The following is a 17,999-nucleotide window of genomic DNA, read 5'->3' on the forward strand; positions in this document are numbered from 1 at the left end:
GCGCCGGTCCCGAGGCTGGAACCAGCTTCCTCAAGGTCACCCATGTGGAAGATGCGGCGGATATAGGTGAAAGCCGCGAGGACGGCAAGCGTCCCCGCGGCTTTCACGCCCGCTGGTGCGGGAATTCGGGCGGCGGCCTTACTTGGCCCGCGCGACGCTCACCATTGCCGGGCGGAGCAGGCGGTCCTTCAGCATGTAGCCGGCCTGCAGCTCCTGAACGATGGTGCCGGCCTCGGCGTCATGCTCGACCTCGATCATCGCCTGGTGGCGGTTGGGATCGAGCTTCTCGCCCTGCGATTCGATGCGGGTGACGCCGTGGCGCGCCAGCGTGTTAACCAGCTCGCGCTCGGTCATCTCGACACCGGTGACGACGGTCTTCACCGTCTCGTTCTCGCGCGCCTCGGCCGGGATGGCGTCGAGCGCGCGACGGAGGTTGTCGACGACGCCGAGCAGGTCGCGGGCAAAGCCGGTGACGGCATAGGCGGTCGCGTCCCGCTTCTCGCGGTCGAGCCGGCGGCGGACATTCTCGGTCTCGGCGGCCTGGCGCAGCAGCCGGTCCTTGAGGTCGGCGATCTCGGCATCCCGCGTGGCCTCGGCGGGCGCTTCCGCTGCCTGATCCTCGGGCAGCAAATCCTCGTTCTCAGGGTTCGTCGTGGGGTCGTTCATCCAATCAACCTGCTCAATGCTTTCGCGGTGTAGTCCACCATGGGAACCACCCGCGCATAGTTCAACCGCGTGGGGCCGATCACCCCGATGACGCCGACGACGCGGTCACCTGCGTCGCGATAGGGTGCCGCGATAACGCTCGACCCGGACAAAGAGAACAGCTTGTTCTCCGACCCGATGAAAATCTTCATCGCTTGGCTGGACCGCGCAAGGTCGAGCACGCGCACCAGATCCTCCTTGCCGTCGAGGTCGGCGAGCAAGGAGCGCAGCCGCTCGAGATCGGTGGTGCCCTGCTCGTCGAGCAGATGTGCCTGCCCGCGCACGATCAGCACCGGCCGCTGCGCGCCGTCCGACGACCAGATGGCGAGCCCGCGCTCGATGACGTCGCGCGCCAGGGTGTCGAGCTCGGCGCGCTCGGCGGAAATCTCGTGGCGCAGCCGTTCGGCGGCTTGGCCCAAGGTCAGGCCCGACAGGCGGGCGTTGATGTAGTTGGACGCCTGCACCAGCGCGGCGGGCGGCAGGCCAGGCGGCAGGTCGATGACGCGGTTCTCCACCGAGCCGTCGCCGCCGACCAGCACGGCGAGCGCGCGGTCGGGCGCCAACGGCACGAAGCTGAGCTGCCGCAGCACGGCTTCCGCCTTCGGCACCATGACGATCGCCGCGCAGGCGGACAGCCCGGCGAGCACCGAGGTGGTGCGGCTCAGCACATCCTCCATCGGCAGGCCACGGCCGCGCAGCTGTTCCTCGATCGCTGCCTGTTCTTCGGGCGCCGGCTCGCCGGTCTGCATCATGCCGTCGACGAACAGCCGGAGGCCGATGTCGGTGGGCAGGCGGCCGGCCGAGGTGTGCGGACTGGCGAGCAGCCCCATCTCCTCGAGGTCCTGCATGACGTTACGGATCGACGCCGGCGACAGCCCGAGCCCGCCGAGCTTCGACAAGGTGCGCGACCCCACGGGCGTGCCGCTCGCCAGATAGGATTCGACGATCTGCCGGAAAATGTCCCGCGCGCGGTCGTTCAGTTCGATGATCGAGGGCGACTGCATGTCCGCGTGAATGTAGGGCGTCGGCGGCCCGCCCTCAACTCATGGCGCGATCAGCAGCCGTGCGTCCCCACCGAGCGTGGCGAAGAAGGTGTAGGACAGGTCGCCGAGCGTGTGCATCACGATTCCTGGCACGATCGAGCCGGTGTGATAGGCGAGCATCCCGTAGAGCGCCGAGGCGATGAACAGGCCGGGGCCGAGCAGCAGCAGCGCCGCGCCGCCGTGGACGCCGTGGAACAGCGTGAACACGAGACTGGTGACGACGATCGCGGTGCCGGCGCCATAACGCTCCAGCCGGCTCTGCATATAGCCGCGAAACGCCACCTCCTCGACGAGGCCGCTGACCAGCGCGCCGATCAGGACGATCGAGATGCGGTAGGCGGTGGTCGGATACAGGCTGAGGTCGGGCGGCGGGCGCTGGCCGTCGAGTGCGATCCAGAGGATGTAGAGCATCGTCAGCAGGGCAAGCAGCGCCAAGGTTGGCCCAAGGCCGGCTCGGGTCCAGATGCTCGGGCCCGGCCGCCACAGCCGCAGGCTCTCGTGCCGCCATTCCCGCCAGCGCTTCGGCCAGCCGGCGCCGTTCAGCCAGGCGACGTACAGCGCCAGATAGGCGACCATCGCAACCGCCGCCCACGGCAGGTCGGGCCGAACACGGGCGTTGATCGGCGCGATCAGCGCCCAGGGCAGTATGCCGGCAATCGCCACCGCAGCGCCGATCAGGATCGGCACGGCATAGCGGCGGGTCGTTTCGATCAGGCTGGTGGCCATGATGTGTCCCCTTCGTCAGGGCGTCAGCAGCGCGCGGATTTTCTCCCGCGCCCGGTGCAGCCGCACCTTGGCCGCCGCCTCGCTGATCCCCAGCCGCGCGGCGATCTCCGCCACCGGCCGATCCTCGTAATAATGCATCAGCAACGGCACCCGGTACGTCTCGGGCAGCGCCGCGACGGCGCGTTCCAGATCGATCCGCGCCTCGGCCGACGGCAGCTCGGCGGCGATCGCATCGGCCTCCTTCAGCTCCTCGATCCGCCGCCACAGCGGGGCGACGAGCCCGAAGCAGATGCGGGCGACGATGCGCAGCAGCCAGGCCGGAAAGGCGGCGGCCGATCGCAAGGCCGGCAGCTTGCGCTGCACCGTGACGAGCGCTTCTTGCGTCGCGTCCTCCGCATCGGCGAGGCAGTTGCGCTCGGCCTGGCGGCGGAGGAACGGCCGCGCGGTGCGCAGCAACGTGTCCAGCGCCGCCCGGTCACCCTGCCGGGCCGCCTCGACGAGCGCGGAATCGAACGCCGCTATCGCCGCCCCCTCATGATTTCGGCTTCAGCCGCCGCCCGGCGAGCGCACAGGCCGGGCAGAATCCGATCAGGCCGGTCAGCGCCAGACAGGCGCCGACGGCAGCGACGATGATATTGTCGAGCGAAACGACGCCATACGCCGCGAGCCCGCCGCCGAGCAGGACGCGCAGCAGCCGTTCGATCGCGGTGACATTGGTGGCGAACATGGGCCTTCCCCTTCGCTAGGGTCGCACCATGAGGGGGCGACCACAAGATGAAGAGGGCGGCGGGGCGGGAAAGGTTACAGGCGAATGTTCGGCGAAGCGTTTGCCCTCCCGCCGCCATCCCGCTAGACCGCGCGCTCCATCATAAGGAGTGATCCCATGCGCCCGTCCGGCCGCGCCCCCGACCAGATGCGTCAGCTCGAAATGATCCCGGGTTTCAGCGCGCACGCCGAAGGCTCGTGCCTGGTGAAGTTCGGCCGCACGCATGTGCTGGTCACCGCCAGCGTAGAGGAGCGGCTGCCGCCCTGGCTGCGCGGGCAGGGCAAGGGCTGGGTCACGGCAGAATATGGCATGCTGCCGCGCGCCACCCACACCCGCGGCAACCGCGAAGCGGCGAAGGGTAAGCAGTCGGGCCGCACCCAGGAAATCCAGCGCCTCATCGGCCGTAGCCTGCGCGCCGTCACCGACCTCAAGCTGCTCGGCGAGCGCCAGATCACGCTCGACTGCGACGTCATCCAGGCGGACGGTGGCACGCGCACCGCGGCGATCTCGGGCGCCTGGGTGGCGCTGCGCCTCGCCATCGACGGCATCATGAAGGCGAACAGCCTCGAGATCGATCCGTTGAAGGGTCGTGTCGCGGCGGTGTCGTGCGGCTTCCACAACGGCACCGCGGTGCTCGACCTCGACTATGATGAGGATTCGACCGCCGAGACCGACGCGAACTTCGTGCTCCTCGAAGGCGGCCACATCGCCGAGGTGCAGGCGACCGCCGAGGGCGCGGCGTTCGACGAGGAAGGGCTGCTGCGCATGATGCGCCTCGCCCGTATCGGCTGCGACGAGATCTTCGCGATGCAGCACAAGGTGACGGGTCGCTGAGCATGACGGCGCGCAGGCTCCTCCCCGGCCCACTGGTCATCGCCAGTCACAATCAGGGCAAGGTGCGCGAGATCACCGCGCTGCTGGGCCCGCTCGGCATGGAGCCGGTGTCGGCGGGGCATCTCGGCCTGCCCGAGCCCGAGGAGACCGAGGACAGCTTTGTCGGCAACGCCACGTTGAAGGCGCTGGCCTCGGCGCGGGGCAGCGGCATGCCGGCGCTCGCCGACGACAGCGGGCTCGAAGTCGCGGCGCTCGGCGGGCGGCCGGGGGTCTACACCGCGAACTGGGCGGAAGCGGCCGACGGCACGCGCGACTGGTATATGGCGATGGAAAAGGTCGAGGCGGAGCTTCAGAAGCTCGGCCCCGACGTGTCGCGCGCCGCGGCGTTCGCCTGCACCCTCGCGCTCGCCTGGCCCGATGGCCATGTCGACTGCTTTTCGGGGCGCATCGAGGGCCATCTGACCTGGCCGCCCCGCGGCACTTTGGGCTTCGGCTACGATCCGGTCTTCGTTCCGGGCAGCGGAAGCCTTACCTTCGCCGAAATCGACCCGAGCGAGAAACATGCGATCAGCCACCGTGCCAGGGCTTTTGAGAAGCTGGTCGCCGCCTGTTTCTGACGGGGGCGGTCGGCCGCTAGCGGTCTATGTCCACTGGCCGTTCTGCGTCTCGAAATGCCCCTATTGTGATTTCAACAGCCACGTTCGCGCCTCGGTCGACGAGGCGGGCTGGCGCGACGCGCTGATCGCTGACCTCCGGCATGAGGCGGCGATGCTGCCCGACGCACGGGTGGTCAGCATCTTCTTCGGTGGCGGCACCCCGTCGCTGATGGACCCGTCATCGACGGCGGCGATCATCGACAAGATCGCGCGGCTGTGGCCGGTGGCGCCGGGTGTCGAGATCACGCTGGAGGCCAACCCGACCAGCGTCGAGGCGGCGCGCTTTGCCGGCTTCGCAGCGGCGGGCGTCAACCGCGTCTCGCTGGGGCTGCAGGCGCTCGACGACGCGTCGCTGAAGCTGCTCGGGCGGCCGCACGACGTGGCGATGGGGCTCGCGGCGCTCGACGTGGCGCAGACCAATTTCGACCGCGTGAGCTTCGACCTGATCTATGCGCGGCCCGAACAGACGGTCGATGGCTGGCAGGCCGAACTGACCCGTGCGATCGGTTTCGGCACCGAGCATCTGTCGCTCTATCAGCTGACCATCGAGCCGAAGACCCGCTTCGCCAGCCTGCACGCCAGCGGCAAGCTGGTGCTGCCCGACGAGGATGTTTCCGCCGAACTGTTCGAGACGACGCGCGCGATGACGGCAGCGGCCGGCCTTCCCGCTTACGAAGTGTCGAACCATGCGCGGGCGGGCGCGGAGAGCCGGCACAATCTCGCCTATTGGCACTATGCCGATTACGTGGGCGTCGGCCCCGGCGCGCATGGCCGGCGGCGTGGCGTCGCGACGGTGCGCACGATGAAGCCCGAGGGCTGGATCGCCGGGGTGCGCGCGCAGGGCCACGGCATGAGCGAGGAGGCGGTGCTGACCCCCGCGATGCGCGCCGAGGAGGCGCTGCTGATGGGGTTGCGGCTGAAGGACGGCATCGACGCAGCGCGGTTCAGAGCGGGCACGGGCGTTGCGCTCGATGACGCGATCGATGCGCGCGGCACCGCGGAGCTGGTCGGGCTCGGCCTCGTCGAGCATGACGCGCGCGGGCTGCGGCTGATGCCCGCGGGCATGCTGCTGCTCAACGCGGTGATCGCCAAGGTCGCGGCATCGTGACCGTTGCCGCCGAGTCGCCGTCCCTCTAAATCCTCGCCGCATGGGGAAGGCAGGGGCACTGGCGCTGCTGTTGTTCGCGGCGACGTCCGCGACGGCGCAGCAGCCTGAACAGACACCGCCAGCGGCGGCGGCGACCGACGATCCGTTGCCGGTTGGCGAGGCGGTGCGCAACGCCGGCCATATCGCGACGCAGCCGGTGCGCGACGTCGGCATCGCCAAGGCGGAGATCGCGCCGGTGCTCGCGATCGCGGTGGCTAATCCCTACAGCCTCGAAGGGCTGAAGCGCTGCGCCGACCTCGGCGCCGCGCTCGTCGCGCTCAACAAGGTGCTGGGGCCGGATTTCACCGGCGGCTTCCCAACCAAGGAGAACCGCGTCGGGCGGCTGGCGGCGGCGGGCGGCAAGACGGTGGTCAATTCGATCCTGCCGTTCCGCGGGCTGGTGCGCGAGGTCAGCGGCGCGGCGCCCGCCGAGCGGCGGCGCAACGCGGCGATCGATGTCGGCTATGCCCGGCGCGGCTTTCTGCGCGGCGTATACGAGACGCGGCGCTGCAAGCCGGCGATCGACACCTCACCGAACTGACCGGCACGGATCGCAACGGCCGTTCCGATGTTGTATCGTTCGCTATGAACAAAATACTCCTCACCGCCGCCGTCGCCCTCTCGGCGACCACTGCCTTTGCGCAGGAGTCCGCGACTCAGAAAGCCGGCGAGATCGCCACCCAGCCGGTTCGCGACGTCGGGATCGACAAGAAGGCGATCCCGCCAGCGCTCGTCGCGGCGGGCGCCAATGCGTACGGCGTCGCCGGCCTGACCAGCTGCGCGAAGATCGGCGCGGCGATCGGCGAGTTGACCGCGGTGCTCGGCCCCGATTTCGGCACCGGCGAGCAGTCGGCGGAGAACCGCGCGGAAAAGATTGCCGAGGCCGGCGGCAAGACGGTGGTGAACACCGTCATCCCGTTCCGCGGCCTCGTCCGCGAGATCAGCGGTGCGGCGCCCGCCGAGCGGCGGATGAACGCCGCGCTCGACGCCGGCTACGCCCGCCGCGGTTTCCTGCGCGGGCTTTATCTGCAGCGCAACTGCAAGCCCGCGCTCTAGCCGACTTTAGTTGATCGCGCTGACCTGCGCGTTGCGGAACGCGCGCGGCGCGGGCGAGACGGTCGAGAAGCCGCCCGGCGCTACCTGTTGCACCTCCAGCCCGCGCTCGGCGACGCCGCCGCGGAAGCGGAAGATGCCGTCGATGCCGGCAAAGCCCTCATCCCCGTCGAGCTGGGCGCGCGGGAAGCTCTCACCGATTTTCCAGCGGTCGCCCATCGAATGGACGAGCAACACCGCGTCATAGCCCATCGAGGCGAGGCGCGACGGCGCGCCCCCGAACTTGGCGCGGTAGCGGGTCGACAGCTGCTGGAAGCGATTGTCGGGGACCGAGGCGAACCACGACCCGTGCATGCCGCTGATGCTCGCAAGGCCCGGCTCGCTGTTCCACAGCTCGGTGCCGAGGATGCGGGTGCCGGCGGCGCCGAACTGCTGCAGCGCGGGCAGGAAGCGCGGCGCGACGCTGCCGCTGTCGGCGATGAGCAGCGCCTGGAACGACACCGGCCCGAGCCGCTGCTGGACCGGCGCGACGGTGCCGTCGGCACGGACAACGCCGCCCTGCGCGACCTTCGCCACGCGCGCTTCATAGTTGGTGACGCGGCGCGCGGCGGCGGCGAGCCGCTTCGGGTCGCGCGGATAGGTCTCGATCGAGGTGACCTTGCCGCCGTTCGCCTGCACGGCGCGGACGAAGGCGGTCGACACGCGCTGGCCATAGTCGCCGGCGGGGATCAGCGCCGCGAAATTTTCGACGCCCTTCGAGCGGGCGAAGCCGACGACGCGCGCGATCGACTGCTGCGGCTGATAGCCCATCACATAGGTGTTGCTGCCGGCGAGCGTCGCATCGTTGGAGAAGGCAAGGATCGGCACGCCGGCACCGGCGGCGACGCCCTGCACCGCGCGCACGTCGGGGGCGAGCAGCGGGCCGAGGAAGATCTTGTTGCCGTCGGCGAGCGCCCGCGTCGCCGCGGCGCTGGCGCCGGTCGCGGTATTGTAGACGGTGAGCTTGATGTTCTGAACGTTCGAATCGAGCAGCGCCATGTTGGCGGCGTTGGCGATCGACTGGCCGACCGCGGCGTTGCCGCCCGTGGTCGGCACGAGCAACGCGATGCGGTGCTGCGGCGGGCCGGCGACCTCGCGCGGCGCCTGGACGACCGGCGCGGCGACGGGTGCCTCGGCAGCGGTCGGGGCCCGGCGCACCGTATTGCTCGAACAGGCGGCAACGGCGAGCAGCGCCACGGCAGCCAAACCCTTACGCGCGATTTGCGTGCGGCCACCCGGCTGCGTCATGATGTTCAACATGTCTCTCCCTGAGCCGCTCAACCCCGGCCTCTATATCGTTGCCACCCCGATCGGCAATCTCGGCGACCTGACGCCGCGCGCCGCGGACACGCTGTGCCGTGCCGCCTTAATCGCGGCTGAAGACACTCGCGTGACCGCAAAGCTCCTGCGGCACATCGGTTCCACGCGGCCGATGACACCCTATCATGATCACAACGCCGATGCCGTACGGCCACGCCTCATCGCCCGCATGCGCGGCGAGGCGGTGGCGCTGGTGTCGGATGCCGGCACGCCGCTGATCTCCGACCCCGGCTACAAGCTGGTGCGCGATGCCCGGGCGGCAGGGATCGCGGTCACCACCCTGCCGGGGCCGTGCGCCGCCATCGCCGCGATGACGCTCGCCGGCCTGCCGACCGACCGTTTCCTGTTCGCGGGCTTCCTGCCTTCGAAGCAGGGCGCGCGCGCCACGGCTATCGAGGAATTGAAGAGCCTTCGCGCGACGTTGGTCTTCTATGAATCCGGGCCGCGCCTCGGCACCAGCCTTGCCGCGCTCGGCGAGATTCTCGGGCCGCGCCCCGCGGCGGTGGCGCGCGAGATCAGCAAGAAGTTCGAGGAAGTGGTCGACGGCGACCTGCCGACGCTCGCCGCTCGCTACGCCGACGGCGGCCCCAAGGGCGAGATCGTCGTCATTGTCGGCCCGCCCGGCGAGGAAGCGATGGCGACCGCCGACGATCTCGACGCCGCGCTGGCAAAGGCGATGGCCGCCGCGCCCCTGAAGACCGCCGTCGCCGAGGTGGCGGTGGCGCTCAATCTGCCGAGGAAGCAGGTCTATGCGCGGGCGCTGGAACTGAAGGGCGGATGAGGCGACGGCGCGCGGAGAGCTGGGGGCGCCGCGCCGAGGATATCGCCGCCTGGTGGCTGCGGCTGAAAGGCTATCGCATCCTCGCGAAGCGGGTGCGCACGCCGGTTGGCGAGGTCGATCTTGTCATCCGGCGCGGCCGCACGCTCGTATTTGTGGAGGTGAAGGCACGCCTCGACGCACGATCGGCCGCCGAGGCTGTCACACATCTGAATCAATCTCGTGTCGCGCGTGCGTCCAATGTGTTGCTCGCGCGTTACGGAAAAGGATGCGAGGCGGTGCGCATCGACGCGGTGCTGGTCAGCCCCTGGCGGTTGCCACGCCACATCGTCGGAGCGTGGGCCGGGTAACGGGCCGGAGAGGAATATGAGCGAGGCCATTCAGCAGCTCGGGCTGCTCGAAGACGAAGCGATCCCGCTCGACGAGGCGGCGCTGCTTCTGGCCACGCTCGATCATCCCGAAACCGACATCGGCGACTATCTCGACCAGATCGCGGAAATGGCGGCCGAGCTGCTGACGCGCGGCGCGCGGGCCGTCGGCGCGCGCGACCGGGCCCTGCTGCTCGCCGACCTGATCGCCGGCGATCACGGCTTCCGTGGCGATTCGAGCGACTATGACAACCCGGCGAACGCCGACCTTGTCGCCGTGATCGACCGGCGGCGCGGCCTACCGGTGGCGCTCGCGATCCTCTACGTTGCCATCGCGCGTCATGTCGGCTGGGTGGCGGAACCGCTCAACATGCCTGGCCATGTGCTGGTGCGCATCGGGCGGGAGCCCGATGCGGTGATCGTTGATCCGTTCGATGGCGGCACCATCCTCGACGGCGACGGCCTCGCTGCACTCGTCGCACGCGTCGTCGGCAGCCATGCGACGGTCGAGGCGGAGCATCTGGCGCCGCTCGGCAACCGCGCGGTGCTGGTGCGGCTGCTCTCCAATCAGGCGGCGCGGGCACGCCGCGCCGGCGACATCGAGCGCGCGCTCGTCCTCCACGAGCGGATGACAAGCTTCGCCCCGTCCTTTACGGGGCTCTGGTGGGAGCGCGCGCGGCTCGAGCAACTGCTCGGCCATGTGCGCCAGGCCCGCGGCAGCCTCGGCGCGATGCTCGAGACCACCCGCGACCCGGCGCTCCGCTCGCGCATCCGCGCCGCGCTCGACGCGTTGGCCCGGTCGATCAACTAGGGGCCTCGCCCCGCTTTTGGGGGCGCTATGGGTCTCAAGGTCGCGGTCCAGATGGACCCGCTCGAAACCATCAACATCGGCGGCGATTCGACCTTCGCGGTGATGCTGTCGGCGCAGGCGCGCGGGCACAGCCTCTATCATTACACGCCGCACGACTTGAGCTATCGCGACGGGCGCATCATCGCGCAGGCGCGTGCCGTAACGGTGCAGCGGGTGGTCGGCGACCATCATGCGTTCGGCGAGAAAGTCGAGCTCGACCTCGGGCGCGACATCGACGTCGTGCTGATGCGCCAGGACCCGCCGTTCGACATGGCCTATATCACCGCGACCCACCTGCTCGAACTCGCGCAGGCGCAGGGCGTGCTGGTGGTCAACGACCCGGCGCAGGTGCGCAACGCGCCTGAAAAGCTGTTCGTGCTGGAGTTCGCACGCTTCATGCCGGCGACCCTGGTCACCCGCAGCCTCGACGAGGTCCGCGCCTTCCATGCCAAGCACGGCGAGATCGTGGTGAAGCCGCTCTACGGCAACGCCGGCGCCGCCGTTTTCCACGTCGCGCAGGGCGACGCCAACCTCGCCGCGCTGGTCGAGCTGTTCAGCCATGTCTGGCGCGAGCCGTTCATGGCGCAGCAGTTCCTCCCCAAGGTGACCGAGGGCGACAAGCGCATCGTGCTGATCGACGGCGAGCCGACCGGTGCGATCAATCGGTTGCCGAAGACCGGCGAGATCCGGTCGAACCTCGCGGCCGGCGGCAAGGCGCAGGCGACCGAGCTGAGCCCGCGCGAGCAGGAAATCTGCGCGGCGTTGGGGCCGGAGCTGCGCAGGCGCGGACTGCTGTTCGTCGGCATCGACGTCATCGACGGCCACCTGACCGAGATCAACGTGACCTCGCCGACCGGCATCGTCGCCATCGACAAGTTCAACGGAACCGATACGCCCGCCCGCATCTGGGAAGCCATCGAACGCAAGAGGAATGCCCCGACACATGGATAGCTGGCTCACCGACCTGATCGAGCAGTCGGGCTATCTCGGCGTCGCGTTCCTGATGTTCCTCGAAACGGTGTTCCCGCCGATCCCATCGGAAGTGATCATGTCGCTCGCCGGGTTCGAGGCGTCGACCGGCTCGCTGAGCCTGTCCGGCGTGATCGCCGCCGGCACGGCAGGGGCGATGCTCGGCAATACCTTCTGGTATCTGGTGGCGCGCGCCTTCGGCTACGCTCGCTTCAAGAAGCTGACCGAAAAGCACGGCCGCATCCTCACCATCCATCCCGAAGAGCTGGACAGCGCGCAGCATTGGTTCGACCGCTGGGGCGGCTTTGCTGTCGGCATCGGCCGCATCATCCCGACCGCGCGCTCGCTGATCTCGGTGCCGGCGGGCATCCTCAAGATGAGCCTGTCGCGCTTCTTCATCTATTCGCTGATCGGCACCGCGACCTGGACGGCGCTGCTCGCGTTCGCCGGCTACGCGCTCGGCCGCGCCTATGCCGACGCGGAAAAGTACATCAATCCGTTCGCCACCGGCGTTATGCTGCTGATTGTGCTGCTCTACGTCTATCGCTTCGTCACCTACGACAAGCGCGACGCCAAGTAGCTCATGCCCGTGGATGGGCGTTGCGATAGACGTCCATCAGATGCGCGGTATCGACGGCGGTATAGACCTGCGTCGACGACAGGCTGGTGTGGCCGAGCAGTTCCTGAACGGCGCGCAGGTCGGCGCCGCGACCGAGCAGGTGCGTGGCGAAGCTGTGGCGCAGCGCGTGCGGGGTCGCTGACGGCGGCAGGCCGAGGCCGACGCGCGCGGTGCGCATCGCGCGGCGCACCACCGCCGGATCGAGCGCCCCGCCGCGCGCGCCGCGGAACAGCGGCGCTTCGCGGGCGGTGCCATAAGGACAGAGCGACACATAGGTCTCGATCGCCTGCCGGACGATCGCGAGCAGCGGCACGATGCGCGTCTTGCTGCGCTTACCGGTAACGGTCAGCGTCTCGCCGAGCGGCAGCGCCGCGCCGGTTAGCGACAGCGCCTCGGCGATGCGCAGCCCGCTGCCATAGAGCAGCAGCAGCGCCGCCTCGTCGCGCGCGGCGATCCACGGTTCGTCATGCTGCGCGCCGGTGTCCTTGACGATGGCGAGCGCGTCGGCGGGCGACATCGGGCGCGGCAACCGCTTCGGCACCTTGGGGCTCTTCAGCCCGGCGATGCCGTCGCATTCGATGGCCTTGGTGCGCGCCAGCCAGCCGAAAAGGTTGCGCAAGCCCGACACCTCGCGCGCCACCGAGACATTGGCGAGGCCGTCGCCGCGGCGTGCGGCGAGGTAGGAGCGAAAATCGCTGAGCGTCAGCTTGCGCAGCGCCTCGGCATCGACCGAGCGGCCGAGATGCGGGCCGAGGAAGCCGACGAAGGCGAGCGCGGTCGCCTGATAGGCGCGCTGCGTGTGCGGCGACATCCGGCGGCCGTGCGCCAGCGACCCGAGCCATTCGGCGACGAGCGCATGCGCGGGATGGGTCAGGGTGGGGTCAGCAGCCACCGGGCGATCATGCGCGAGACGATGCTGCCGAGGAAGGCCAGCAATTCGCCGCCGTGGGTGCCTTCGAAATTATGCGCGGCGCGCGAGCCGAGCGCGAGCATGCCAATGGGCAGCGGCGCAGGCAGCCGCAGGCGGATCAGCGCTTCGGAGCGGATCAGGTCGGCAGCGGGGCCGAACAGGTCGGCCCCGCGATCGACGGCGCGCAGGGTCACGTCGGGGCCGCCCGCCATCAGGCTGTCCATCGCGCCGACGCTCATCAATTGCAGCCCCTGGCTGCCGGCGCGCAGCGCCTGGTCCTTGGTGGCGAGCGCCAGCGCCACCGCATCGACGCTGAGGATATCGACCCAATCCTGCGTCACCACATGGATCAGATGGTCGAGCCCCTCGGCATCAATGGCGGCGAGTGCGGCGATGTGGATCTGCGCGACCGCGCCGGTATGGCCGCGCGCATAGGCGAGCAGATCGGCGTTCGCCTCGTCGAGCGCGGCAACGCGCGCACGGAGGCGCGCCACCGCATTGCTCTGGAAGTCGATCACCTCGCTCATCGGCCGTGATGGTAACCCAAGTTGGTTAACGGCCAATGCGGATTGCGACGGATCGCGCCTAGATGATGGACTGGCCGGTCTTGGCCCAGTCAGCGGCGAAGGCGGCCAGGCCCTTGTCGGTCAGCGGGTGGTTGAACAGCGCGCGGATGACGGCGGGCGGCGCGGTCATCACGTCGGCGCCGATCTTGGCCGCCTGCAGCACATGGATCGGGTGGCGGATGCTCGCGACCAGAATCTCGGTGTTGAAGGCGTAATTATCGTAGACGGTCTTGATGTCGTCGATCAGCCCCATGCCGTCGTAGCCGACATCGTCGTGACGGCCGACGAACGGCGAGATGAACGCCGCGCCCGCCTTTGCCGCCAGCAGCGCCTGATTGGCGCTGAAGCACAGCGTCACGTTCACCATTGTGCCGTTGTCCGACAGCTTCTTGCAGGCCTTCAGCCCGTCGATGGTCAGCGGCACCTTGATGGTGATGTTGTTGCCGAGCGTCAGCAGCTTGTCCGCCTCGCGCAGCATGCCGTCGGCGTCCGACGCCACCACCTCGGCGGACACCGGCCCGTCGACCAGCTTGGCGATCTCGGCGATCACCTCGAGGAACTGGCGGCCCGACTTGGCGATCAGGCTCGGGTTGGTGGTGACGCCGTCGAGCAGCCCGGTGGCGGCGAGGTCGGCGATCTCCTGGGTGTCGGCGGTATCGACAAAGAATTTCATGGTGGGCGGCCCTTGCGTGCGTGACGGTCGGCCTGCTCTATCGCGGCATGCAGCCGAACGCTACCTCGCCGACCCTCGTCACCGAACGCCTCACCCTGCGCCCGCATGTCCGCGCCGATTTCGAGGAGAGCGCGGCGATGTGGGCCGACGAGGGGGTCACCCGCTTCATCGGCGGGCGCCCCTCGACGGCGGAGGAATGCTGGCAGCGGCTGCTGCGCTACGGCGGGCTCTGGCCGCTGTTCGGTTTCGGCTATTGGGTGGTGCGCGAGACGGCGACCGGGCGCTTTGCCGGCGAGGTCGGCTTCGCCAATTTCCGCCGCGAGCTCGACCCGCCGTTCGGCGACACGCCGGAGATGGGCTGGGCGCTGGCGCCCTGGGCGCACGGGCAGGGCTTTGCCAGCGAGGCGGTGCAGGCGGCGGCGGCGTGGGCTGACGCCCAGGGGCTCGACCGCACCGTGTGCATGATCTCGCCCGACAACACGCCGTCGATGCGGGTCGCGGAGAAGGCCGGCTACCGCGAATATGCCCGCACCGAGTTCAAAGGGAGCCCGACCGTTCTGTTTGAGCGCCCGATCCCTCGAAATCCGGAAGCGGCGTGATATATATGACTAATGCACTTGCCTGAGCGGAGACAGCATGGCGACTGAAGCACCGACCATCGACGCCCCGACGATCACCCTGACGCCGCCGGAGCCGGTGAGGCCGATCGCGGTCGAAAAGGCCTCCGGGCTGGTGCCGTTGAAGAGCGAGCAGACCAGCGAGCTGGAAAAGCGCGTCGAGACCTTCGTCGACGATCTCGTCGCGCAGGACGCCAACAGTCCCGAGTTCGGCAAGCGTATCGACGCGCTGACCTCGCTCGGCCGTCGCGAGATCGCCGAGGCGGCCGGCTATTCGAACCGCTTCCTCGACCGCCCGGTGCGCGCGATGGACAAGGACAGCGGCGTCGGCGCCGACCTCGCCGAGCTGCGCCGCACCATCGAGGACCTCGACCCCGGCAAGCGCGGCGACCTGATGACCCGCAAGAAGCTGTTCGGGATCATCCCCTTCGGCAACAAGCTGCGCGACTATTTCGACAGCTATTCCTCGGCGCAGGGCCATATCTCGTCGATCATCGCGCGCCTCGGCAGCGGCAAGGACGAGCTGCTGATGGACAATGCCGCCATCGACGTCGAGCGCTCGAACCTGTGGACCACCATGGGGAAGCTCGAGCAGATGATCTACGTCTCGAAGGCGCTCGACGCGCAGCTCGAGGCGAAGGCGATGGAGCTGGAGTCGACCGACCCGGCGAAGTCGAAGGCGGTGCGTGAAAGCGCGCTGTTCTACGTCCGCCAGCGCACCACCGACCTGCTGACGCAGATGGCGGTGACGGTGCAGGGTTATCTTGCGCTCGACCTCGTCAAGAAGAACAATGTCGAGCTGGTGAAGGGCGTCGATCGCGCCTCGACCACCACGGTCGCGGCACTGCGCACGGCGGTCACCGTCGCGCAGGCGATGACCAACCAGCGGCTGGTGCTCGAACAGATCACCACGCTCAACACGACGACGGCGAATATGATCGAATCGACCGGCGCACTGCTGAAGGACAATACTGCCCGCATCCACGAGCAGGCCGCCTCGTCGACGATCCCCGTCGAGACGCTGAAGCGCGCCTTCCAGAACATCTACGACACGATGGACGCCATCGACACCTTCAAGCTGAAGGCGCTCGATTCGATGAAGACCACGGTCGATGCGCTGTCGGGCGAGGTCGAGAAGTCGCGCGGCTACATCGCCCGCGCCGAAGGCGCGGCGCAGGCGCGGCTGTCGGGCGGCGAGGTCGCGTCGCCGTTCACCGCGCTCGAATCGAAGTAAGCCTTGGTCCTCGACCCCGATCGCGCGCTGGAACGTGCCGAGGATTTCCTGCGGCGCCACATGAAGTCGCGCGCCACCCGCGAGGCGGAGAAGCGCGCGCGGCAGCGGGCGATGGCCGATTTCGGCCGCCGCTTCGGCCGCGCCTCAATGGTGACGGGCGCCTCGGCCGCCGGCGTGCTGGGTTACGGGCTCGCGGTGGCACCGGTCGGCGCGACGGGGCTGATCGCGGCGACAGCGGCGACGATCGTCGCGGCGGGCGCGGCGCTGTTCTGGCCGTCGCGGCGACCGCAGGGCTCGGCGGCGCTGTCGATGGTCAGCCTCGGCACGCTGACCCTGGAGGCGGAAGAGTGGCTGCTGCGGCAGCGCAATTTGCTGCCCGGCCGCGCCGCCCCGTCGATCGATGCCATTCTCGTCCGCCTGCACGACCTGCAGCCGTATATGGCGAAGCTCGACCCCAACGCACCGCTCGCGGGCGAGGCGCGGCGGCTGATCGGCGAGCATCTGCCGCGGCTGGTCAACTCCTATCTCGGGGTGCCGGCGACCTCGCGCGAGGCCAATCCCGAGATCGGCAAGCGGCTGATCGGCGGCCTCGGTATCGTCGCCGGCGAACTGCAGCGGCTGTGCGAGCAACTGAGCCGCGACGAGATGCTGAGCTTCGAGACGCAGGGTCGCTTCCTCGAAACCCGCTATGGCGCCGACGACACAATCGACAATTAGCATCGTCGTTTTGCGTCCGAAATCTCTCTTCGGGAGTACCTAGCGCATCGGCCGACGGGGCCGCGTCTGGGGAGACCTATTCCATGAAGAAGATTCTACTCGCCGCCGTGCTCGTTGCCGGCACCGCCATGCCTGCGATGGCGCAGGACGCCAGCTGGACCGGCGGCTACGTCGGCGGCCGCATCGGCTACGCCTTCCAACCGAACAACGGCGACGAGACCATCGTTTTCGACCGCAACCTCGATGGCACCTTCGGCGACACGATCAGCACCGCGGCGGCCCCGACCGGCAACGCCTTCTCGCCGGGCTTCTGCGGCGGCGCGGCGACCTCGACGGCGCCGGGGACGGGCTGCACCAAGGACAAGGACGGCCTCGACATCGCCGTCCACGCCGGCTTCGATTATCAGTTCGAGGGCGGCTTCGTGGTCGGCCTCGTCGCCGACTACGGCACGCAGAAGGGTCGTGACAGCGTCGCCGCCTTCAGCACGACGCCGGCCTTCTACACGATGACCCGGCGCCTGCGTGACAATTACTCGATCCGCGCCCGCGCCGGCTTCGGCACCGACCAGTTCCTGGTGTACGGCACCGGCGGCTGGGCCTGGGGCAAGGTGAAGAACAGCTTCTCGACCAGCAACACGGCGAACAGCTTCACCACCAACGGCAACGACACCGCCGACGGCTATCGTCTCGGCGTCGGCACCGAATATCGCCTCGGCACCAACGTCACGGTCGGCGTGCAGTATCTCTACACGCGCCTCGACGACGACGGCTATCGCGTCCGCGCCGGCAATACCGGCACGACGCCGGCGACCAACCCGTTCCTGCTCGGCAACGCGGCGGGCACCGACTTCGCGCGCAGCGAGGACAAGCTGACCAGCAATAGCCTCGCGGCGACAGTCAACTTCCGCTTCTGATCGCGGGTCAAACGTTGACGAAGGGCCGTCCGGGCGACCGGACGGCCTTTTCGAGTTTCAGCCGACCTCGGCGAACGGGTCGTAGCTCCCGAAATTCCAGACGTTGCCCTCGGTATCGAGCGCGTCATAGGCGCGGCCGGGATAGCCCTCGTTGTCGTAAGGGCCGCGCACGATCCGGGCCCCCGCCGCCTTGGCGCGGGCGGCATGCGCGTCGGGATCGTCGATCACAGCGCAGACGCACATGGTGATGCCGCCGGCCTCGTCGGGCGTCTTCCAGCGGTAGAGATCCCTGGTGTCGCCGGGGCGGTCGCTGCCCAGCATGATCATGTTGCCGTCGAGCAGCAGCTGCGCATGGTGGACGAGGCTGGGGTCCTGCTCGTCGGTGAATACCATGTGCCGCTCAAAACCGAAGGCGTCGCACAGGAAATCGATGGCAGCGGGCGCATCCTTGTAGCGCAGGCAAGGAATGAGGGCATGGCGCATGGCGTTCTCCCG

Annotated in this window: 24 protein-coding genes; 14 read left to right on the plus strand and 10 right to left on the minus strand. The window is 69.0% G+C overall.

The window, feature by feature from the left end; all coding sequences use genetic code 11:
• Positions 1-138 precede the first annotated feature (138 nt).
• The 5 genes from grpE to ACFOMD_RS09135 all read right to left on the minus strand — a co-directional run bounded on the left by grpE (position 139) and on the right by ACFOMD_RS09135 (position 3,201).
• A complete protein-coding gene (gene grpE / locus ACFOMD_RS09115; protein ID WP_380860181.1) occupies positions 139-666 on the minus strand; it encodes a nucleotide exchange factor GrpE in 528 nt (175 codons plus the stop codon).
• Entirely contained in the window at positions 663-1,709 is a 1,047-nt protein-coding gene (hrcA, locus tag ACFOMD_RS09120; protein WP_380860184.1) for a heat-inducible transcriptional repressor HrcA, read from the minus strand. The genes grpE and hrcA overlap by 4 nt, the downstream gene beginning before the upstream one ends.
• Positions 1,710-1,748: 39 nt before the next feature.
• Positions 1,749-2,474 carry a CPBP family intramembrane glutamic endopeptidase gene (locus tag ACFOMD_RS09125; RefSeq protein WP_380860187.1) on the minus strand — a complete coding sequence of 242 codons (726 nt, stop codon included), beginning with the start codon at positions 2,472-2,474 and terminating at the stop codon, positions 1,749-1,751.
• Between the two features lie 15 nt (positions 2,475-2,489).
• Positions 2,490-2,930, minus strand: a complete 441-nt coding sequence (locus tag ACFOMD_RS09130) for an RNA polymerase sigma factor (RefSeq protein ID WP_380860190.1) — start codon at positions 2,928-2,930, stop codon at positions 2,490-2,492.
• Between the two features lie 76 nt (positions 2,931-3,006).
• Positions 3,007-3,201: a YgaP-like transmembrane domain gene (locus tag ACFOMD_RS09135; RefSeq protein WP_380860193.1), complete on the minus strand. Its 195-nt coding sequence runs from the start codon at positions 3,199-3,201 to the stop codon at positions 3,007-3,009.
• 156 nt (positions 3,202-3,357) lie between these two features.
• Between ACFOMD_RS09135 and rph the strand changes: the two genes are divergently transcribed.
• From rph to ACFOMD_RS09160, 5 genes are read left to right on the plus strand one after another with little or no spacing between them, the layout of a single operon-like run.
• Positions 3,358-4,074, plus strand: a complete 717-nt coding sequence (gene rph / locus ACFOMD_RS09140; RefSeq protein ID WP_380860196.1) for a ribonuclease PH — start codon at positions 3,358-3,360, stop codon at positions 4,072-4,074.
• A gap of 2 nt (positions 4,075-4,076) precedes the next feature.
• Positions 4,077-4,691, plus strand: coding sequence for a non-canonical purine NTP pyrophosphatase (locus tag ACFOMD_RS09145; protein ID WP_380860199.1), 615 nt, complete (start codon positions 4,077-4,079; stop codon positions 4,689-4,691).
• On the plus strand, positions 4,651-5,838 hold the full coding sequence (hemW, locus tag ACFOMD_RS09150; protein WP_380860202.1) for a radical SAM family heme chaperone HemW: 1,188 nt from the start codon (positions 4,651-4,653) through the stop codon (positions 5,836-5,838). Before ACFOMD_RS09145 ends, hemW begins: the two co-directional genes overlap by 41 nt.
• A gap of 40 nt (positions 5,839-5,878) precedes the next feature.
• On the plus strand, positions 5,879-6,418 hold the full coding sequence (locus ACFOMD_RS09155) for a hypothetical protein (protein ID WP_380860205.1): 540 nt from the start codon (positions 5,879-5,881) through the stop codon (positions 6,416-6,418).
• A gap of 44 nt (positions 6,419-6,462) precedes the next feature.
• Positions 6,463-6,933 carry a hypothetical protein gene (locus ACFOMD_RS09160; RefSeq protein ID WP_380860208.1) on the plus strand — a complete coding sequence of 157 codons (471 nt, stop codon included), beginning with the start codon at positions 6,463-6,465 and terminating at the stop codon, positions 6,931-6,933.
• Positions 6,934-6,939: 6 nt separating this feature from the next.
• Here ACFOMD_RS09160 and ACFOMD_RS09165 read toward each other — a convergent pair whose 3' ends face one another.
• Positions 6,940-8,229: a penicillin-binding protein activator gene (locus ACFOMD_RS09165; protein WP_380860210.1), complete on the minus strand. Its 1,290-nt coding sequence runs from the start codon at positions 8,227-8,229 to the stop codon at positions 6,940-6,942.
• On the opposite strand from ACFOMD_RS09165, the gene rsmI reads away from it, so the two are divergent.
• The 5 genes from rsmI to ACFOMD_RS09190 are packed head-to-tail and all read left to right on the plus strand — an operon-like array spanning position 8,216 to position 11,834.
• The gene (gene rsmI, locus ACFOMD_RS09170; RefSeq protein WP_380860213.1) at positions 8,216-9,070 is read left to right on the plus strand and encodes a 16S rRNA (cytidine(1402)-2'-O)-methyltransferase; all 855 of its coding nucleotides are present in this window, start codon (positions 8,216-8,218) and stop codon (positions 9,068-9,070) included. The two genes, ACFOMD_RS09165 and rsmI, sit on opposite strands and share 14 nt — an antisense overlap.
• Positions 9,067-9,417: a YraN family protein gene (locus ACFOMD_RS09175; RefSeq protein ID WP_380860216.1), complete on the plus strand. Its 351-nt coding sequence runs from the start codon at positions 9,067-9,069 to the stop codon at positions 9,415-9,417. The genes rsmI and ACFOMD_RS09175 overlap by 4 nt, the downstream gene beginning before the upstream one ends.
• Before the next feature lie 16 nt (positions 9,418-9,433).
• Positions 9,434-10,246: a SirB1 family protein gene (locus tag ACFOMD_RS09180; RefSeq protein WP_380860219.1), complete on the plus strand. Its 813-nt coding sequence runs from the start codon at positions 9,434-9,436 to the stop codon at positions 10,244-10,246.
• Positions 10,247-10,273: 27 nt separating this feature from the next.
• Positions 10,274-11,236 carry a glutathione synthase gene (gshB, locus tag ACFOMD_RS09185; RefSeq protein WP_380860221.1) on the plus strand — a complete coding sequence of 321 codons (963 nt, stop codon included), beginning with the start codon at positions 10,274-10,276 and terminating at the stop codon, positions 11,234-11,236.
• Entirely contained in the window at positions 11,229-11,834 is a 606-nt protein-coding gene (locus ACFOMD_RS09190; RefSeq protein ID WP_380860224.1) for a DedA family protein, read from the plus strand. Before gshB ends, ACFOMD_RS09190 begins: the two co-directional genes overlap by 8 nt.
• Before the next feature lies 1 nt (position 11,835).
• Here the strand turns inward: ACFOMD_RS09190 and ACFOMD_RS09195 are convergent, their stop codons facing one another.
• From ACFOMD_RS09195 to fsa, 3 genes are read right to left on the minus strand one after another with little or no spacing between them, the layout of a single operon-like run.
• On the minus strand, positions 11,836-12,765 hold the full coding sequence (locus ACFOMD_RS09195) for a tyrosine recombinase XerC (RefSeq protein WP_380860227.1): 930 nt from the start codon (positions 12,763-12,765) through the stop codon (positions 11,836-11,838).
• Positions 12,744-13,310, minus strand: a complete 567-nt coding sequence (locus tag ACFOMD_RS09200; protein WP_380860230.1) for a DUF484 family protein — start codon at positions 13,308-13,310, stop codon at positions 12,744-12,746. The genes ACFOMD_RS09195 and ACFOMD_RS09200 overlap by 22 nt, the downstream gene beginning before the upstream one ends.
• 58 nt (positions 13,311-13,368) lie before the next feature.
• Positions 13,369-14,022 (minus strand): fructose-6-phosphate aldolase, encoded by a 654-nt coding sequence (gene fsa / locus ACFOMD_RS09205; protein ID WP_380860233.1) that lies wholly within the window; start codon positions 14,020-14,022, stop codon positions 13,369-13,371.
• 20 nt (positions 14,023-14,042) lie between these two features.
• On the opposite strand from fsa, the gene ACFOMD_RS09210 reads away from it, so the two are divergent.
• From ACFOMD_RS09210 to ACFOMD_RS09225, 4 genes are all read left to right on the plus strand, one after another.
• Positions 14,043-14,621, plus strand: a complete 579-nt coding sequence (locus tag ACFOMD_RS09210; RefSeq protein WP_380860235.1) for a GNAT family N-acetyltransferase — start codon at positions 14,043-14,045, stop codon at positions 14,619-14,621.
• A 37-nt stretch (positions 14,622-14,658) separates the two neighbouring features.
• Positions 14,659-15,873, plus strand: a complete 1,215-nt coding sequence (locus ACFOMD_RS09215; protein ID WP_380860238.1) for a toxic anion resistance protein — start codon at positions 14,659-14,661, stop codon at positions 15,871-15,873.
• 3 nt (positions 15,874-15,876) lie between these two features.
• Positions 15,877-16,590, plus strand: coding sequence for a hypothetical protein (locus ACFOMD_RS09220; protein WP_380860241.1), 714 nt, complete (start codon positions 15,877-15,879; stop codon positions 16,588-16,590).
• 83 nt (positions 16,591-16,673) lie between these two features.
• On the plus strand, positions 16,674-17,504 hold the full coding sequence (locus ACFOMD_RS09225; protein WP_380860244.1) for an outer membrane protein: 831 nt from the start codon (positions 16,674-16,676) through the stop codon (positions 17,502-17,504).
• 57 nt (positions 17,505-17,561) lie between these two features.
• On the opposite strand, the gene ACFOMD_RS09230 is transcribed toward ACFOMD_RS09225, so the two are convergent.
• Entirely contained in the window at positions 17,562-17,987 is a 426-nt protein-coding gene (locus ACFOMD_RS09230) for a VOC family protein (RefSeq protein WP_380860247.1), read from the minus strand.
• Positions 17,988-17,999 lie beyond the last annotated feature (12 nt).

The sequence above is a fragment of the Sphingoaurantiacus capsulatus genome, from assembly GCF_042648405.1.
In the GTDB taxonomy this organism is placed as follows: Bacteria; Pseudomonadota; Alphaproteobacteria; order Sphingomonadales; family Sphingomonadaceae; genus Sphingoaurantiacus; species Sphingoaurantiacus capsulatus.

What these genes read in the sequence shown, in the direction of transcription:
- grpE (WP_380860181.1), bottom strand. Translation starts at nt 666, where the DNA reads ATGAACGACCCCACGACGAACCCTGAGAACGAGGATTTGCTGCCCGAG.
- ACFOMD_RS09230 (WP_380860247.1), bottom strand. Translation starts at nt 17,987, where the DNA reads ATGCGCCATGCCCTCATTCCTTGCCTGCGCTACAAGGATGCGCCCGCT.
- ACFOMD_RS09155 (WP_380860205.1), top strand. Translation starts at nt 5,879, where the DNA reads ATGGGGAAGGCAGGGGCACTGGCGCTGCTGTTGTTCGCGGCGACGTCC.
- ACFOMD_RS09225 (WP_380860244.1), top strand. Translation starts at nt 16,674, where the DNA reads ATGAAGAAGATTCTACTCGCCGCCGTGCTCGTTGCCGGCACCGCCATG.
- rsmI (WP_380860213.1), top strand. Translation starts at nt 8,216, where the DNA reads ATGATGTTCAACATGTCTCTCCCTGAGCCGCTCAACCCCGGCCTCTAT.
- ACFOMD_RS09175 (WP_380860216.1), top strand. Translation starts at nt 9,067, where the DNA reads ATGAGGCGACGGCGCGCGGAGAGCTGGGGGCGCCGCGCCGAGGATATC.
- ACFOMD_RS09215 (WP_380860238.1), top strand. Translation starts at nt 14,659, where the DNA reads ATGGCGACTGAAGCACCGACCATCGACGCCCCGACGATCACCCTGACG.
- ACFOMD_RS09135 (WP_380860193.1), bottom strand. Translation starts at nt 3,201, where the DNA reads ATGTTCGCCACCAATGTCACCGCGATCGAACGGCTGCTGCGCGTCCTG.
- ACFOMD_RS09145 (WP_380860199.1), top strand. Translation starts at nt 4,077, where the DNA reads ATGACGGCGCGCAGGCTCCTCCCCGGCCCACTGGTCATCGCCAGTCAC.
- fsa (WP_380860233.1), bottom strand. Translation starts at nt 14,022, where the DNA reads ATGAAATTCTTTGTCGATACCGCCGACACCCAGGAGATCGCCGACCTC.
- ACFOMD_RS09125 (WP_380860187.1), bottom strand. Translation starts at nt 2,474, where the DNA reads ATGGCCACCAGCCTGATCGAAACGACCCGCCGCTATGCCGTGCCGATC.
- ACFOMD_RS09190 (WP_380860224.1), top strand. Translation starts at nt 11,229, where the DNA reads ATGGATAGCTGGCTCACCGACCTGATCGAGCAGTCGGGCTATCTCGGC.
- ACFOMD_RS09200 (WP_380860230.1), bottom strand. Translation starts at nt 13,310, where the DNA reads ATGAGCGAGGTGATCGACTTCCAGAGCAATGCGGTGGCGCGCCTCCGT.
- gshB (WP_380860221.1), top strand. Translation starts at nt 10,274, where the DNA reads ATGGGTCTCAAGGTCGCGGTCCAGATGGACCCGCTCGAAACCATCAAC.
- ACFOMD_RS09165 (WP_380860210.1), bottom strand. Translation starts at nt 8,229, where the DNA reads ATGTTGAACATCATGACGCAGCCGGGTGGCCGCACGCAAATCGCGCGT.
- rph (WP_380860196.1), top strand. Translation starts at nt 3,358, where the DNA reads ATGCGCCCGTCCGGCCGCGCCCCCGACCAGATGCGTCAGCTCGAAATG.
- hrcA (WP_380860184.1), bottom strand. Translation starts at nt 1,709, where the DNA reads ATGCAGTCGCCCTCGATCATCGAACTGAACGACCGCGCGCGGGACATT.
- ACFOMD_RS09160 (WP_380860208.1), top strand. Translation starts at nt 6,463, where the DNA reads ATGAACAAAATACTCCTCACCGCCGCCGTCGCCCTCTCGGCGACCACT.
- ACFOMD_RS09180 (WP_380860219.1), top strand. Translation starts at nt 9,434, where the DNA reads ATGAGCGAGGCCATTCAGCAGCTCGGGCTGCTCGAAGACGAAGCGATC.